Below are 17,281 nucleotides of genomic sequence, written 5' to 3' on the forward strand. Positions count from 1 at the left end.
ATTGTTATCGCTTTAACCGTAGATTTAAGTTGGCAGATATGGTTGCTTCCCTCCTCAAATACTGTTTAAAAACTCCACCGATGCCATACCGACTGTTGAAAATGGCTGAAGTTCGGTGGTAATCAGATTCTTTTTTGATCAGCTCCGGTAAAGGCCCCTTTTTCATGACCAAAAAGCTCCGATTCCACAAGGCCGTCGGGAATTGCAGCACAATTAATGGAAACAAACGGCTTATCATGCCGGTTACTGGCTTTGTGTATTGCCCGGGCGGCAAGCTCTTTGCCGGTTCCCGACTCACCGGTAATGAGAATCGTGGCATTGGTGGGTGCTGCCTGCTCAATAAGGGAATAAACCTGCTGCATTGCCGGGGATTTCCCAAATAACTGGCGATCATGCTCGCGAAGGCAGGTCGCTTCAAGAAGTTCACATTTTGCCTTTACCGCCTGGGTTTCAAAGATACGGGTAACCCGTATTATGAGGTCATCGAGGTTAAAAGGCTTGAGTATATAATCGCTGGCTCCCTGGCGCAGGCAGCCGATGGCATCATCGACCGAGCCATAGGCAGTCATGATAATCACATCGGTTTCAGGACTTTGTCGGTGCACATTTTGCAACAAAGTGAGGCCATCAAGACCGGGCATACGGATATCAGATATGATCAGATGGTACTGTTGTTTTTCAAACAGGGCCATAGCCTTGAGGCCGTCCGATGCTTCATCTACCTGCCACCCGTGTTTTCTCAACGAATCGTATATGGAAATCCGCATGATTTCGTCATCTTCGGCAAGGAGGATCTTAGGCATAGTTGTCTCTTTTTTAGAATTATTAAGTCTTTATACCGGGTTCAGGGATATAATCTATCTCTTTGTTCTTTGGGATCGTAATAGTAAAAACTGTGCCCTTGCCGGGACTACTCTCAACCTTGATTTGACCACCCATACGCTGGACCAGGGAGTATGTGACGGCAAGGCCAAGTCCAGTCCCCTCACCCACCCCTTTGGTGGTGTAAAACGGGTCAAAGATAAAAGGCAGGTTGTTTTCTGCTATACCAACGCCCGTGTCCTGAAAGGTGAAAACGAGCTCCTCCCCCTGTTCCCTGCATTCAATGATAAGTTTCCCGCCGTCCGGCATGGCCTGAATAGCATTTAAACCAACGTTGATAATAATCTGTTTCAGGGCTTCAGCATCCAGTAAATAATTACTGGATATGAGAATATTGGTGTCCAGCACTATATTTTTCAGCTTATAGGAGAGCAACTGGGTACATTCGCTGATGAGACTCAGCAGGTCGGTTTTTCCGACTTTCAACGGTTCGGTCCTGCCGTAATTGAGCAGTTGGCGCATGATCATTTCAATCTGCCGGAGTCCTTTGTCGAGTAGAGGCAGATACCGTTCTGTCAGTTTACGGTCTTCCGGGTTTTCTCGCATTGATTTGACACAGTTCAGCATGCCACCCAAAGGGTTGTTTATCTCATGGGCTATGCCCGCTGAAAGAATACCCAGCGAGGCCATTTTTTCGTTAAGATGCGATTGTGCCTTTGCTTTAAGGAGCTCATCCTGGGATCTTTTCAAGCGATCACAAAAGAGCACGAAGTTATCGCTTACACTGTCTAGTTCGTCCCTGAACAACGACGGCAGTAAAAATTTCTCGGGTGGATCCTCCGGGAAGCTGTCCATTGCCTGGGTAAGTCGTCTTATCCGCTGGACAATCAGTGATTCAAACATCAGAAAAAGGGCCACTGTAACGAAAAATATACTCACAGCACCTATCAAAAAAAGAGCTCGGCTATTTCTTTTAATAAGATCATCAGCCCAATCAATAGGGATACTGATGGAAAGAGCGCCCCTAATATCATTGAGATGGTATCCATGCTGACCGTGACAGCCCAGGCACGATTCGGCAACCCGTAAAGGGGCAATAAAGCGTACCACCCGACCCATATCGGAATTACTGATATCGATAACCTCTTCGGTACCTTTGGTAAATGCAAGAAGGGAGTTCTTTTCAAATTGATCCGGGGTGTTTTCTGGATTTATCGGATTGAGACTGGTGACGCGGAAATAGCCAAGCCCATCGCGTTTAGCATAAAAAGAGAGTTCCCGGGTGATCATCGCCGGATTACGCAAAAAATAGGTGTGCCCGAGTGCATCGCTCACGGTGGGAAGCTCAAGGTACGGGTTGGCTTCTGTACCCTTTTTTTCCAGGATAAACAGACCATTATGATCTGATGCCCACTGCCTGGTGAGAAGAATCTGTTTGTACAACATCCGAGCCTGCTGTTCCGCCTGTTTGAAGATCATCTTTTCGTCAAAGGCAGAGGTCCGGTAGAGCATATACAGATAAAATGCCGAGATAATTGCACCAATGAAAATTATAAATTTTGTCCGTAAGGAAATCTGTGCAGGAAAACTCCAGGTCATTGAATACGTATCCTCAAGAAAATATCTGAACAAGCCGGTTGTTACATAAGATGAGAAAGGCAATCCCACCTATTCATGCTGAGCAATTTTCGTTCCATGTCTGTCACCTGATCTCAAGGAAATGGCAAGTGACTGCGCGGCTCTGCCTGAAAGGGCCTGGATTAAAAATAGTGAAACCGAAACCCTTTTTCGAAGATCCTAATATAAAAACCAGTGGCGTAACAGAAGAAAAGGCTGAAGGTGCAGATGCTGACAAGTGCAGCACACCTGACTGGCTGGCCAGGTCAAGGAACAACCTCATCAGATTCTCTCTTGTTTCTTCCATCTTTTTATCCACCACCTACAGATTATGCCCGTTACCCCCAGGTAACACAAGACTTAAGCAAGTGTCACCCAATGGTAACATATTTTGTCAGGCTTGCTGCTTAATGTATTGATATTTATAAATATTTATAATGGAATAGAGTTTGCAATTATAACAGGATGGTTAGTAGTTTGGTTTTTTCTCTTTCGGCCGTCTTCTATTGCATGAAGGCTGAGATAGAGAAAAAGTTTGGTATATCATCTACGGAGGTCGAATGTGAAAAAACAGAGACAGGTACGTTATGCGGGTCTTACCCTCGCAATTCTCGGGATGTTACTGCTGTCCACGCTGGCAATTGCAGCTGACACAGCGAAAGTCATGCATCCGGAGTTATCCGAACAGGAGATGCTCACACCCTGTGCCGACTGTCACCGGGAAGCAACGCCTGAAGTTGAAAAAGAGTGGTTCAACTCACTGCACGGGATTGCCATGGTCAAATGTTACCAGTGTCACGGCACCTTTGGAGATTTTGTCGTAACACCAAGCAGGGAAAACTGTGCGACCTGTCATCTCGACATGATGGAAAAATGTTCCAAGGACAAACCTTGCTGGGAGTGTCATGTTCCTCATTCATTTAAGGAAAAGAAATAAATAACCCATTGAACTGACAGAGAAGGAGGAGAAGACAATGACACAAACAAGGCGTGAATTCATAAAAAAAGCGGCTGCACTTTCAGCCGCATCCTACGTAGGCATGAATCTCCCCATAAATTCGATAAACCTTGCAAAAGCTGATGAGGGAATTATCTGGCACCGTGGCAGCTGCCGTCTGTGCGGGGTTGGCTGCAGAGTGGAACTTGGCGTAAAAAATGGTGTGCCGATGGGGCTTCGCGGAGTCTCGGAATCGCGCACCAATTACGGTTACGTCTGTATGAAAGGCATGCATTTCTGGAAATGTATGCGGCATCCCGACCGCTTGACCAAGCCACTGTATCGGGAAAAAAAGACCGACAAATTTCAGGAAATTTCCTGGGACAAGGCCTTGGATATTGCAGCCGATCAGTTTGCCAAGGCACATAAGGCAGGAGGCGGTGACGCCGTTGCCTATTATGGCTCTGGACAATCACAGACCGAAGAGACCTACTTCTTCCAAAAAATTATGCGAGGTGGCCTGCAGTCCAATAATGTTGAAGGCAACCCAAGACTTTGTATGGCCAGTGCGGTTGGCGGCTACCTCACCTCATTTGGTGCGGATGAGCCCATCGGTGGATACGCCGATTTTGAAAACGCCCACTGTTTTTTCATTATTGGCTCAAATACTGCTGAAGCACATCCGGTTCTGTTTCGGAGGATCATGCGCCGAAAGCTCGATAATCCTGATACGGTCAAGGTGATCAACATTGACCCCAGGATTTCTCAGACATCCAGAATCGCTGATATGCACTTGCAGTTCAAACCTGGCACCGATCTGGCCCTTCTCAATGCCATGGCCCATGTCATTTTCGAAGAAAAACTCTACGACGAAGAATTCATCAAAAACTATGCGACGTTTCGAAAAGACAAAGCAGAACAGATCACTCTTGAGGAATTCAGAGCCGGGCTTGCCAAATACACACCTGAAATGGCAGCTAAAGCCTGCGGGGGAACCTTTAAGGCTGATGATATCAGAACAATAGCCCGATGGTTTGCCAAGTCAGAAGGTACCGTCAGTCTCTGGACCATGGGCCTTAACCAGCGTAAGCAAGGGGTCTGGGCCAATAATCTGGTGCATAACCTGCATATTATCACCGGCCAGCTCCTCAAAGACGGGGCCGACAGTCTCTCCCTCACCGGCCAGCCCAATGCCTGTGGCGGGGTCCGGGAAGGTGGCGGCTTATGCCATATTCTCCCTGGCCATCGGCCTGTGGAGGTTGAAAAGATGCGCCGTCAGGTTGAGGCCGCCTGGGGGGTTCCCGAAGGTCGTATTCCAGAAAAACCGGGCCTGCACACCATGGCCATGTTTTCGGCAATCAATGAGGGAAAAATCAAAGCCATCTGGGTGAACTGCACCAGCCCTGTCCAGAGTCTGCCAAACTGCAATCTTTACAACAAAGGAATGGATAGGGAAGATGTCTTCATAGTTACCACCGATATCTTTCCAACCCTCACCACCGAAAAATCCAACCTGGTACTGCCAGCCTCCTTTCACTTTGAAAAATCCGGTGTCTACGGCTGTACCGAGCGCAGGTCTCAGCTGACCAGAAAAGCCATAGACTCTCCAGGGGAAGCAATGCCCGAAGTCTGGATTATCCGGGAGTGGGCGAAAAAACTCGCTGAAAAGATGAATGACCCAGTAATCACCCAGTGCATTAAGCCGTTTGAGGGGTTAGAGGAAGGTTACGAATTGCCCAAAGCAATCTGGGAGGAATACACCCAGAAATTGACCGCCAACAGGGACAACGATCTGCGTGGTGCAAGCTATGCGGTGCTTGAAAAAATGGCCGACGGTGTCCAGTGGCCTGCCCCGACTGAAGAATACGCCCTTACCGGCGGGACGGTGAAAAAATTCGTCAAAGGTCGTGATCCGATGGCAACCACCGAATCTAAAAATGATCTTCCATACCAGTTCTATGGTCCCGCACATCCTGATCGGACCCTGTGGATCTGGCAACGTGAACAGGCTGATCCGGAAGAAATCCCGGATGCGGACTATCCGTTTTATCTCTCAACGGGCAGGATCATCGACCATTGGCATACCATGTCTATGACCGGCCGCATTCCCGAACTGCTGAGAGCCAACCCCTATGCCTACATTGAGGTGAACCCAAAGGATGCAGAACGTCTGGGCATAAAACCTGGAGACATGGTAGAAATCAAATCACGACGCGGGGTTAATCTGCTACCGGCCAAGGTCTACGAGGGACCGGTTGAAGGTATGGTCTTTGCCTATTGGCATGACCAGCATCCGGATCGAATGATCAACAAGGTAACAAAGGATGCTATTGATCCAGGCTCTAAAGAACCGGAATTCAAAATATGTGCAGTTCAGGTAAAACGTGCTTCCGGACCACAGCCTCTTCAGCCTTATATTGTATAACACAACCTGGTGCAGCAGTGAAATTCAGGACTGCTGCACCATTCAAGGGAAAAATCCACAGGAGTAAGCATGCCTATTAGCGGCGTTGTCATATCCAGCCGAGTTACCGAAAAAAAAGAGGTTTTATGTTGCCTCGCCACCATCCCCGAAGTGGAAGTTCATGGCCACGATGAAAAAGGCAACATCGTAGCAGTATTGGAAACACAATCATCAGAGGAAATGGAAAAAATTATAGACCGCATCAGCAAGGACCGGAATGTCCTCCATGTGGGCCTGACATATCTTAACACCGAAGATGAGGCGGAGCGTATGGCCAGTGGAGAAAAGCTGGAGAAACCGTTTGGTTTCCGAAAACCTTTACCTGACGAAAGTAACCGATAGTGGAACGACGCTCCTTTCTCAAGATCCTTGCGGCAGGGCTGACCTGTCTGCCGCTTCTCCCGGGACCTGCTGGTGCAAAGCTCCTGCAGTCACCGGTAACAACCAACAGGTTACGGCCACCAGGTGCTGTACCCGAAGAAATTTTCCCTGCCAAATGTATACGTTGCGGACGCTGTGTGGAGGTCTGTCCGTATCGTTCAATTACCATGCTCGACATCCGTGCCGGTATCCATGCCGGAACCCCGCTTATTGAAGCAGAAAACATACCCTGTTATCTCTGTATGAAGTGTGTTGACGTCTGTCCCACCGGTAGCCTTAGGCGCATTCAGCAGGAAGAAACCCGGATGGGGCTCGCGGTTATCAATCGCTTTCATTGTGCCGCCTGGATTGGCACGATACTCTGCCGAACCTGTTACGATAAATGCCCTTATGCGGACAAAGCGATTCGTCTTGATCAACTGCGACCTGTGATCGATGAATCTGCCTGTACCGGTTGTGGTATCTGCACAAACGCCTGTCCGGTTACGGTAGCAGAAGATAGAAAGGCGATAAATATTGAACCGCTGTATGCCAGAGCAAAGGTGACCGGATGAAAACCGCCGAGACCACTCTTGGAGCTAAAAAGACAGATGGTCAGCACCTCCCGGGCAGACAGAAGAACCACTATGGCCGGTTACGATTGACTGTTCTCACCGGTGCTTTTTTGCTCATTTTTATAAACCCAGTTCTCAACTACTATTGGCATATCAATTTTATCCAGGGCTGGTACCAGTCTTTTGCCCTGGGCAACCTCTGGTTCGTATCCCCGCTGGAAGGCCTGGAGAGTCTGCTTCTTACGAAATCGTTGTATCTTCCATCACTTATTGGTATGGTGGTGCCTGTTCTCATCGCACTCTCTTTAGGCAGGGTCTTTTGCTCCTGGCTATGTCCAGTGTCCTTTATTCTTGAGATATTTGATCGGCTGAGGAAGTTGATCAGCCAAAAAAAATATTTAAAAAACACACTGCTCATTACGAAAAAAGCACTTTGGTTTACTCTGATAGCGGAGTTGGTATTGAGCATGATCTTTGGCGCTCCATTTTTTGTGTTCCTCTCTCCGCCAGGGTTGGTTGGGCGAGAAATAATGATGCTGGCCTTTTTTCATACAGTTGCCCTTGAAGGAGTAATACTCCTGCTGATTCTGGCACTGGAACTATTTACTCGGCGGTTCTACTGTCGAACCTTCTGTCCCCTTGGTGCACTGCTTGCCTTTATCGGCAAGAAAAGGCGTCTGCAGGTGCATGTTGACCCGACGAGCTGTACCAACTGCGGAAAGTGTGAAAAAGTCTGCCCCATGGGCCTTTTGCCAAACGTTGGCGAAGGAACATCCGCCTACTGCTGGAACTGTGGCGAATGTCTTGATAGCTGTCGCCACGATGCCCTGCACTTTTGCTGGGAAGAGAAGGGGGTTTGTCCAGGAAAAACAAACAGATGAATAGTTATTGATGCGTGTCAGAACACAAGCTATATAAAGATCTATCTGCTACCGTAATATGAAAATGAAGTGTTACCATAAGGTATCGCGCCTCTCCCCCTTTGTTACCATCCGGTAACTAACGGGAGCGCAACACCCAATAAATCCAGGTAAACAGGTCATAGTTTTTTTGGAATGAAAGTTGCTACTGATGAAATACTTAAGTCACAAGAACCACGCCTGGTAGCTTGGTAATAAGCCGGGATACGCAGGATAAGTATCTGGAAACAGCTAAACCTCTTGCCCAAAAATGGGAAAACACCTCTGCAAGGTACAAAATAAGAAATAAAACGTTGAGATGAGTCAAGACCAGAGTCGACAGGTAAAAAGCGGCTATTTTCGCGCCTAATTAATCGTGTTTTGCTTCTCTATTCCATCAATTTTCAGGGAGATCCATGAAGAAGATTTTTTTTCTAGTGTTGTCATTCGGGGTTATTCTAGGCCTTGTTATATCGCTTGGCAGCGCCGAAATGATTGAACATACGTCCGGTGTTGAGTTTTGTTCTTCATGCCACTCCATGAAAGGGGTTGCTCGTTCCTACGCTGAAGATATTCACGGAGGGATGAATAAGCATGGTTTTAAGGCAAAATGTGCAGACTGCCATCTTCCCCATGACAATGTTTTCGGTTATGTGACCGCAAAGGCATATACAGGTGCAAAAGACGTCCTGGGAGAACTCTTCTGGGCTGATTCGTTTGACTGGGTCGGTAATCTTGAGCACAGGCAAGAATTTACCTACACCTCCGGGTGTGTCAAGTGTCACGATCTCAGTGTTGTCAAGTATGAAATTCCTAAAGCTTATTTAGCGCATAAAGACTTTTTATCGGGAAAGGTTCCATCCTGTGTGAAATGTCATGAAAATGTAGGTCACAAGAATATCAAAGATTTTCTGGTTACACAAACCAAGAGGGAGGCAGAATGATACGATTAATGTTGGTGGTGGCCTTTATGGCCGGGTCTTTTTCATCAGCCATTGCAATGGAAAGCGATGTAAGGACGCTCAAGGTTGAGCGGGGCCTGACTGATGAAGGAAAAAAATGTATAGAGTGTCATGCAGAAAAGCAGCCGGGGATTGTCGCTGACTGGAAGAACAGTCGCCATGGCCACGTAAATGTATCCTGTATTGACTGTCATGGCGTTGACAAAGGTTCTCCGATGGCATCCCAGAGCTGTCCCGGTGTTAAGGGAACCGAGATTTATATGACTGTCGTTGTGACTCCTAAGACCTGTGGTAGATGCCACTCTGCTGAGGTGGATCAGTTCAGCAAAAGCGGCCATGCACGTGCCAGCATTCAATACCATTCACCAGATGGATTGAACTTTGACGCCATGACCAGTCTTATTGCCACACATGAAGGCCAGGGAATCGAAAAATTTAAAAATTCTGCTGACATGACAGGCTGTATGCAATGCCATGGCGCGGATGTGAAGCTCGGTGCTGACGGCAGACCTACCAAAGACAGCTGGCCAAACTCCGGTGTCGGTTCAACCTATCCTGATGGTTCTGTTGGTAACTGTGTCGTTTGTCATACCAGGCACTCCTTCAGTATTGCTGAAGCAAGAAAGCCAGCCGCCTGTGCATCATGTCACCTTGGGCCAGATCATCCAGATATCGAAATCTATAACAACAGCAAACATGGTCACATTTATAATGCAGAGGGCGGTGATTGGAACTATACCAGTGCCCCAGACGCCTGGGAGCCCGGTGATTACCGTGCACCTACCTGTGCTGTTTGTCATATGAGCGGCATCGGAGAACTGCAGACTACCCATAATATCTCTGAGAGACTCCACTGGAATCTCTGGGCAACAAAATCAGCTGTTCGTAACTCTCCCGATCCTTTAAGCCCACTTACCGGTGAAGGTATTGAAGGCCGTAAGAAGATGAAGACTGTCTGTAGCAACTGCCATACTTCACTGCACACAGATAATTTCTTTGAGCAGGCAGACACCCATATCGAGCTCTATAATGAAGGTTACTGGGAACCTGCACTGGCTTTAAAGAATGACCTCGCCGAGAAGAAGTTGCTCAAGGCAAATCCTTGGGATGATGAATTCCAGAAAATTTTCTATCACCTCTGGCATCACGAAGGTCGTCGTATGCGTCAGGGTGCTGCAATGGGTGGACCCGATTATGCCCATTGGCATGGAGTTTTTGAAGTGCAGCAGGATCTGTATGAGTTGAAAGCAATTGCAGAAAAACGCCTGAAGACCGGCAAAATAGAAGAGTAGTATTGATTATTCCGGGGATTTCTTTGAAATCCCCGGATTGATTTTCACTCACCGCAGCAAACTGTCTCGTGATGACTGTAAACCCGCAAAGATAGCCTGCGCTATTGGATTGGGGAATCTGTCTGGAATGCGAGCAGTAGAATCACAGTCTTCCTCAATTATTCTCCCCCTCATTTCATCAGTAAGAAAAACCACAGATCCGTTATCCACCATTTTTTTGAGGCCTCGTTGCCGCCTTACGACAATTCACATCAGAGCTGATGCTTTCAATTTCTTGATTGGTCGGCTGGTGAAACTTGCACATATTAAAAGATGTTGAGCGGTCAAACCTACCCGACCATTTAATTTCTGATAAACCTGATAGGGGGGCGAAGTCGGCAACAGAATCGGCTTGTTTAAAAGCAATTGCTGGAGATGGGAGTCCCCCCCAACCTACCTAGAAATATTGGTATTCACACGCCATCTCGGAAAAAACCGGAGATTGTACTTCACTCCTTCGCTCCTTCTTCAATTTGCTGATTACGATCATCCATGAGTTTGTTCACCATTTGAGCTTTTTCCATGGGGTCTTTTATAGAGGTCGTCATCTTTTCTGCGACTTTATCCTGTTTTTCTTTCAGAACACTCTTTTTGCTGGAATCTTCAGAGTTTGAACAGGATATTGTGAGTAAGAAAACAGCCATCTGCAAGATGACAAAACATACTTTTAGTATTTTCATAAGGTCACGTTGATGTAAAATTTCCTTTGAGCATCTTCAGTTAACTTTTGATATTACTATAATTTCTTCTAAACCTCATTGGATCTGGTCAAAACTTCGAATCAGATAGCCTGCCAACTCTTGAGATGTAATACCAGACTATCCTGGAAAAATAAAAGAAGTATATTTTCGGTTATTTTTATACCGAGCACCCCAGCACGGAGAGAATACCTAAACTCATGTTTACCTACAATCTCTTTAAGATCGCTCGGTAGTCTTCATCGGATGATGTAACCAGAAGGACTCTGGTACAAATAAGCGGGTGCAGCAGAAACAACAAAACCCATTTTTAACCTCTCTTTTGCTATCTTGTGGATAGCAGAAGTGGATAAAAACGGGTCTCGAAACTAAATACTATCGATTTATCTCGTTATTACAAAAACTTGGTGGAGGCGGCGTCCATCTAAAAAAGAGCCTAACACTCCGTATATATTATACTTTAAAAAACAAGAGCACATATGATACCGTCATAAATACCGTCGTTTTTCATGCCTATATCATTCATCTTTCTTATTATCATCCTGACATATTGTAGGTGACTTTAGAAAAATTAGCCAAGCATCCAAATTCGAAAACTCAAAATTACAATTCTTGATCAAGCTGAACATTAGTTCTTCTTCGCGCGGCTGTCCAAACACCATCCATTAAAGAGGCAAGCCCTCCTTAAGATACTAGAGCTTAGCAACTTCCTCACTATACAGAATTATTGGTATGTGACGTTCTTCTACCCAGGCAGGACCTTCTTCAAATAAAAATATACGATAAAAGTAAAGGGTTACACCTCCACCTCCAAATTCAAGATGTCGTCCATTTGGAGGTGGTTTTCTGCGGGGCTCGTGCTCTTAAGACCTCTTCAAGTCAGAGAGGTCACCTGAAGAGGGAAAGGCTGAACATCAGAGGGATTTCTTATATGCATCGAACTGGTCGATATCGGCATAGGATTTTTGGGTGCCAGGTTTGGTCGTTGAAAGGGATGCATAGGTAACCGCCTGTTGCACTGCAGGAATAAGCTCTCCGTTTTCCACATAGTGTTTAGCAAAACAACCAATAAATGCATCCCCTGCTCCGCTGGTATCTTTGGCGTCAACCTCAGGACAAGGTATAAGGGTCATCTCCCCTGCTGTAACAAGAAGGGCACCCTTACTTCCCATGGTAACGATAACTTTCTTGACCCCTTGGCCAACCAGATATTTTGCTGCAGCTGCAATCTGCTCTTCTGTATCCACAGGAAGGCCGGTGAGGATCGCAAGCTCGGTCTCGTTGGGGACGAGCATATCAAGCAGGCGTATCTTATCCATATCAAGTCCTGCAACCGCAGGGGCTGGATTGAGAAGCACAGGAATGTTCTCGCGCACACCAAGTTCGATGACGTGGTAAACGGTCTCAAGTGAAATTTCCAGCTGCGTAACAATGAGATCACAGGCACGGATATCGTCAATGGCACGGTCAACATCGGCGCAGCTAAGGTGATTATTTGCACCTTTAATAATGAGGATACCGTTTTGCCCGCTTGAGTCAACGAAGATGGGAGCAACCCCGCTTGAAATCCCAGGTGCTGTTTCTACGTAGCGTGCATCAATACCGTTGTTGATAAAGTTTTCCTTGGTATTCGGGCCAAACATATCGTCCCCAACCTTGGACAGCATCAACACTTCAGCCCCAAGTTTTGCAGCGGCAATGGCTTGATTTGCACCCTTACCACCAAAACCGAGGTCAAAATTGCCCGCTTCAAGAGTTTCTCCTTGTATAGGCATACGATCGGTATACGTGACAAGGTCGACCATGTTACTACCTATAACGGCTATTTTTTTCATATCTTTACCTATGATAATGATTGAATAATCTCTTCCATGCCAAGGCTCTCGGCCTGGGCCAAAAGACCGGTACGGACATGGAATTCCCGGCATTGGCCAGGTTGCAGTATCTTGATATTGCCCTTGGCTTTTTCTGCACTGTAGCCCTCAGGTTCACAGGTACCTGGCAGGACAAATGCGGCAACCTGTTGGTCTGGATTTGCCATAACCCAGCGGACGGCGTGGTCAAACTCCTTAGGAGAATAGCCACAATAACAACTACTACCATCCTTAAGTTTTAACAAAAAATGTATCTGCCCTGACGCATCAATACCAGGATTACGCAGAAAAAAGACAAATTCTGGATTGTATTTTTCCTCTTCAGTCAGTTGTGCCATTTCACCCGGGTTATCTGCAACCTTATTCAAAAATTCCAGCCATTCAGGAGTGGGTTTAACGTGATCAGGTATTGAAGTCCTGGTGATAACATTCTCTATGCTATACGCCATCGGTTGAAGGATTTCAGCGTCTCTTTGAAAGAGTGGGTTCATATGACACATATACATCAGTTCCATCTCAGCACCGCCGAGATTGGTCACCGCCATCCGTACATCAAAAAGTCCACTGCCTGCTCGAAGACGAAGAGAGGGCTCCGCCCGGTAGTGATCGCCAAATCCCATCACATACTCAAAGCTGCCTGCAATGCCACAATAGAGACCATCTGCATCGCTGCCAAAAATAATCTCTGCACTGTCCATAGACGCGCAGGGCATCTCGCCGTGGAGAGGATGGTTATCCTCAGGACCTGGGCAACCATTGCGCAGGAGGCCGCTGTGATAGAGGTAGCAGCCATAGGTTTCAACGATGGTTGAAGCAGGCAGGGGCTGGCTGAACATGTTCTTCATGGTAAGATCAACACCATCAAAGACGGCATCCCAAACCATCTGGCCCATATACGGTAATACTGTAATATGGCCTCGAGAGTTACCGAGAGTGAGAGCTTCAACTCCACTGGGGTAGCGCCATGTTTCGGCAAAGAATTCACCCGATTCATAGATGCGGTGACGTACTTCTGTAAAGTATCCTTTTTTGAGAACAATTTTTCCGTGCATAGTAGGCTCCGGTACGAAAGAGTTATTTTCGAGCAGCTTGTCGCCGGTTGTTATAATAGTTGACCACCATGATAAGGAGCAGGAATGCCCCCCAGATAAAGTCCACCAGGAAATTGCTGAAACGCATAATCATGAGGCCGCTAGACAGAAACATGAGGCCGATAACGGCAATAAAGACGCCAAAAACAGTACCATAGCCGCCGGCAGGATTGGTTCCAGCAAGCACTGCCACGAGTACAGCTTGCAGTACATAGGAAGAACCATAGTCTGATTTTGCCGCATTGGTGCGTCCGGACATGATAATGCCGGTAATTGCAGAGAGAACACCGGTAAGCATATAACTTTTAAGTATAATACTGTTTTTGTCGATGCCAGAATAGACTGCGGCTTTGGCATTAGTACCGATAAGCATCAGCTTGATACCAAAGCTTGTTTTGTTCAGTATGTAAGCAATGGAGCTGGCAATGATGAGAAATATCCAGCAGGGAACAGCTATACCTAGAATTTTTTCGTTACCTATCATGGACCACATCTCAGGAAAACCTACAATAGCTGGTCCTCCAGTGATCACCAAAGAGAGACCGACGAAGAGTTGCCCCGTTCCCATGGTTGCAAGAATTGGAGTAATCCCAACCTTTGTTATAAGAAATCCATTAAACATTCCAGCCAAAGTCCCCACCACAAGGACAATGACAATCCCCAGAAGTACATACATCAGGGTGGCAGACGGCGGGAGGTCTTTTCCTACAAGAGCAGCCTGGAAGAGCTTTCCTGCGAGAATTGCAGTAAAATTGGCAATACCTACCACAGAAAGATCGATGCCGCCTGTGAGCATGGCAATCATCATGGCGATGGAGAGAAGGCCAAGCTCGGGGAAGGAAAAGGCAATTGAGTCAAAATTATAATATCTCAAGAACTTAGCCGGGTTCAGCGCACTCATTACAATAAAGATCAGTGCGGTAATCGCGATAAGCTGGAGAAGATTACTGTTTCTGTTAAGAAAGTCTCGAATGTTAGGTTGTGAGTTTCTATGCATTGGCATTTTTATCCCTGTATGCTGTTATTGCCGTAGCTGCGATGATAATGATGCCGACAACCACCCTTTGCCAGGTGGTATCAACCTTCATTATAATGAGGCTGTTCTTCACTAAAACCAGCATGAAAACCCCAAGCACGGTTCCCAACACAGTGCCCTTACCTCCAAAGATGCTGGCACCACCGAGTACCACCGCCGCGATAACATCCAGTTCAAAGCCCATCATATCTCGAGGATTCGAAAGCCAGATGAGAGAGTTGTGAAGGATTCCCGCAAAACCAGCGAGAGCCCCAGCCAGACAATAGATGAAAGTTTGAATACCGGGAATATTGAATCCAGCCCGTTCGGTGGACACCGGATCACCTCCGAGTGCATAAATACTTCGGCCAAGCATGGTGTATTTTAAGAGAAAGTGGATGGCAAGGGCGGTGAAAACATAAAATAATACCAATACGGTCAGACCATATTGGGTTCCATCTGCATTGACCCCGCTGATTACTTCAAACTTGGAGAGTTCAATGAGGGGTTTGGGCATTTTATTGATATTGATCATGCTGGTACCAACAAAACCGAGAAGGAACCCGCGCACCATTCCGCCCGTTCCCAGAGTGACAATCAGAGGAATCATTTTAAATTTGGCGACAAAAAAGGCGTTGATTAGGCCAAAAAGAGCACCAAAAAAAATTGATATCAGGATTGGCAGGAGTACACCAGGCAGCTGCCAAAGGACAACGAGTTTAACAGTGATGTAGGCACTCGCCACGGCAAAAGCCGGAAAAGATACATCAATTCCTCCCGAGATGAGGATCAGTAACACTCCCATTGCCATGATTCCGATAACAATATTATTGCGCAAGAGATTGAAAATATTGTCAAGGTTCCAGAACGCAGGGTTGATAGTGCCGATAATCAACATTGCCATGAACAATACTGAGCCGATAATAAATTCTGAACGGAGATAAAACTTCATAATCTTATGCGAGCTCCTTCAGGCGGTTATTGATGTCATTTTCCTCAGCATCACTTGCAGGAATTTCCTCTACAAATTTGCTCTTATGCATAATAATAATGCGATTGCAGTTATGGACGAGTTCATTAATATCGTCGGAAAACATAATAACAGCGAGGTCACCTTCCCGGGCGATGTTTCGGATTCGTTTATGGATCTCAGACTTCGAGCCTATGTCAACACCTACCGTCGGCCCGTTTAAAATTAGAATTTTTGCATGGGTGAGTAACCATTTACCAAGCACAACCTTTTGCTGATTGCCACCGGACAGGGTGTTCACCGCATTGTCCGTATTGTCAGTTTTGATTCCGATTTCATCCACCGTCTGCGTAGCCCGCTCAGTAAGAATTATTTTGTCCAGAAAAAACTTGTTTCCTATTGAATCGAGGGTGGTGGCAAGAATATTTCTCTTGATGGATTGTGAGAGAAAAAGCCCTTCACTGAGACGATCTTCAGGAACATAGGCGATACCATGTTTAATGGCATCTGTAATAGATGAGAGCTGAACTGGCTCGCCGTCTATACGCAATGTTCCTGTGGTATCTGCTTGCATACCAAAGAGCGCTTTGGCGAATTCAGTACGGCCGGAACCAAGCAGACCTGTTATCCCGATCACCTCTTTTTTGTGCAGACAGAGGTCGATATTTTGAAATCCGTTGCCGCAATAGTTTCCAAGCTGGAGACGTGGTGTCTCGTTGGACTCGGTAGTGATTATATATTTTTCATCTGTAAACTCCTGGCCTGTCATATGATAGGTGAGAAGTTTTTCATCAAAATCGGTGGTAGGTCCTTCAGCGACCTTACTACCGTTTCTGATCACAGTAATTTTCTCGCTAATTTCAAGCATTTCTCGCATTTTATGGCTGACAAAAAGCACGGATATACCTTCTTTTTGAATCTGCCTAACAATGTCAAAGAGCACCTGTACTTCTTTGCCCGTAAGGGCTGTCGTCGGCTCATCCATAATAATGAGGCGAGCGTTAAACATTAAAGCCCTGGCGATCGCAATAAGTTGTTTTTGGGCAACAGGAAGAGTTCCAACCTCTCGCTTAAGATCAATATCAATTTGCAATCTGTCCATTGCCTCTCGGGCAAGTTGGTAGACTTTTTTCCAACTGACCAATTTTTTATTTTGGGCAAGATTGGTATTGAGTGCTAAATTTTCTGCAACCGTGAGGTTGGCAAAGAGGGAAAAGTCCTGATAAATCACCTGCACTCCGAGAGCAATTGCCTGCTTTGGAGTGAGGCGATTAAGAATTTTGTCACCGATTCGAATCACACCTTCGCTTGGCACATGGATACCGGAAATGACCTTGATAAGAGTCGATTTACCCGAACCATTTTCCCCGGCGAGGCAGTGAATCTCCCCCTTTTTAATAGAAAGGGAAAGATCTTTGAGTGCATGCACACCAGCAAAATTCTTATGCACATGCTCAAGAGAGATGAAATCTTCTTTTTTATTCATGCCAATAACCTTATGGCACACGCAGTGCCTTACTCCTGAATGCCTGTCGTAAAAGTAACAACTCCGGAGAATAGGTTGAAACGAGAAGTTTCAAATGGTCTCCACGGTTCTTAGGCCCCCTCAGGAGTACTCTTCTAGGGGGCACTTGCAAGAATCCCGACTTCTTTCCCGTGTATTTTG

The 17,281-nt window shown here is 46.4% G+C and carries 15 protein-coding genes and 1 pseudogene; 8 read left to right on the top strand and 8 right to left on the bottom strand.

Annotated elements, in window-relative coordinates; all coding sequences use genetic code 11:
* Positions 1–122, top strand: a pseudogene (locus FCL48_RS25490) (IS1595 family transposase); the annotation flags it as partial.
* On the opposite strand, the gene FCL48_RS15480 reads toward FCL48_RS25490, so the two are convergent.
* The gene (locus FCL48_RS15480) at positions 123–803 is read right to left on the bottom strand and encodes a sigma-54 dependent transcriptional regulator (RefSeq protein WP_136873265.1); all 681 of its coding nucleotides are present in this window, start codon (positions 801–803) and stop codon (positions 123–125) included.
* Between the two features lie 22 nt (positions 804–825).
* Complete coding sequence (locus FCL48_RS15485; protein WP_136873267.1) at positions 826–2,421, bottom strand: ATP-binding protein; 1,596 nt, start codon at positions 2,419–2,421, stop codon at positions 826–828.
* Between the two features lie 580 nt (positions 2,422–3,001).
* On the opposite strand from FCL48_RS15485, the gene FCL48_RS15490 reads away from it, so the two are divergent.
* The 7 genes from FCL48_RS15490 to FCL48_RS15520 all read left to right on the top strand — a co-directional run bounded on the left by FCL48_RS15490 (position 3,002) and on the right by FCL48_RS15520 (position 9,928).
* Positions 3,002–3,376: a multiheme C-type cytochrome gene (locus tag FCL48_RS15490; protein ID WP_240744861.1), complete on the top strand. Its 375-nt coding sequence runs from the start codon at positions 3,002–3,004 to the stop codon at positions 3,374–3,376.
* A 37-nt stretch (positions 3,377–3,413) separates the two neighbouring features.
* Positions 3,414–5,801 (top strand): molybdopterin oxidoreductase family protein, encoded by a 2,388-nt coding sequence (locus tag FCL48_RS15495; protein WP_136873269.1) that lies wholly within the window; start codon positions 3,414–3,416, stop codon positions 5,799–5,801.
* Between the two features lie 69 nt (positions 5,802–5,870).
* On the top strand, positions 5,871–6,182 hold the full coding sequence (locus FCL48_RS15500; protein ID WP_136873271.1) for a chaperone NapD: 312 nt from the start codon (positions 5,871–5,873) through the stop codon (positions 6,180–6,182).
* Positions 6,182–6,775, top strand: coding sequence for a 4Fe-4S dicluster domain-containing protein (locus FCL48_RS15505; RefSeq protein WP_136873273.1), 594 nt, complete (start codon positions 6,182–6,184; stop codon positions 6,773–6,775). Before FCL48_RS15500 ends, FCL48_RS15505 begins: the two co-directional genes overlap by 1 nt.
* Entirely contained in the window at positions 6,772–7,656 is an 885-nt protein-coding gene (locus FCL48_RS15510; RefSeq protein WP_136873275.1) for a 4Fe-4S binding protein, read from the top strand. Before FCL48_RS15505 ends, FCL48_RS15510 begins: the two co-directional genes overlap by 4 nt.
* Before the next feature lie 434 nt (positions 7,657–8,090).
* On the top strand, positions 8,091–8,618 hold the full coding sequence (locus FCL48_RS15515) for a NapC/NirT family cytochrome c (RefSeq protein WP_136873277.1): 528 nt from the start codon (positions 8,091–8,093) through the stop codon (positions 8,616–8,618).
* Positions 8,615–9,928 carry a multiheme c-type cytochrome gene (locus FCL48_RS15520; protein WP_136873278.1) on the top strand — a complete coding sequence of 438 codons (1,314 nt, stop codon included), beginning with the start codon at positions 8,615–8,617 and terminating at the stop codon, positions 9,926–9,928. Before FCL48_RS15515 ends, FCL48_RS15520 begins: the two co-directional genes overlap by 4 nt.
* A gap of 488 nt (positions 9,929–10,416) precedes the next feature.
* Here the strand turns inward: FCL48_RS15520 and FCL48_RS15525 are convergent, their stop codons facing one another.
* From FCL48_RS15525 to FCL48_RS15550, 6 genes are all read right to left on the bottom strand, one after another.
* Positions 10,417–10,647 carry a hypothetical protein gene (locus FCL48_RS15525; RefSeq protein WP_136873280.1) on the bottom strand — a complete coding sequence of 77 codons (231 nt, stop codon included), beginning with the start codon at positions 10,645–10,647 and terminating at the stop codon, positions 10,417–10,419.
* Between the two features lie 932 nt (positions 10,648–11,579).
* Positions 11,580–12,500, bottom strand: a complete 921-nt coding sequence (gene rbsK / locus FCL48_RS15530; protein ID WP_136873282.1) for a ribokinase — start codon at positions 12,498–12,500, stop codon at positions 11,580–11,582.
* 8 nt (positions 12,501–12,508) lie between these two features.
* A complete protein-coding gene (locus FCL48_RS15535; protein WP_136873284.1) occupies positions 12,509–13,591 on the bottom strand; it encodes an aldose 1-epimerase family protein in 1,083 nt (360 codons plus the stop codon).
* Between the two features lie 22 nt (positions 13,592–13,613).
* Complete coding sequence (locus FCL48_RS15540) at positions 13,614–14,633, bottom strand: ABC transporter permease (RefSeq protein ID WP_136873286.1); 1,020 nt, start codon at positions 14,631–14,633, stop codon at positions 13,614–13,616.
* Positions 14,620–15,597: an ABC transporter permease gene (locus FCL48_RS15545; RefSeq protein ID WP_136873288.1), complete on the bottom strand. Its 978-nt coding sequence runs from the start codon at positions 15,595–15,597 to the stop codon at positions 14,620–14,622. The genes FCL48_RS15540 and FCL48_RS15545 overlap by 14 nt, the downstream gene beginning before the upstream one ends.
* A gap of 4 nt (positions 15,598–15,601) precedes the next feature.
* Positions 15,602–17,101: a sugar ABC transporter ATP-binding protein gene (locus tag FCL48_RS15550; protein WP_136873290.1), complete on the bottom strand. Its 1,500-nt coding sequence runs from the start codon at positions 17,099–17,101 to the stop codon at positions 15,602–15,604.
* Positions 17,102–17,281 lie beyond the last annotated feature (180 nt).

This window comes from Desulforhopalus sp. IMCC35007 (genome assembly GCF_005116575.1).
In the GTDB taxonomy this organism is placed as follows: domain Bacteria; phylum Desulfobacterota; class Desulfobulbia; order Desulfobulbales; family Desulfocapsaceae; genus Desulforhopalus_A.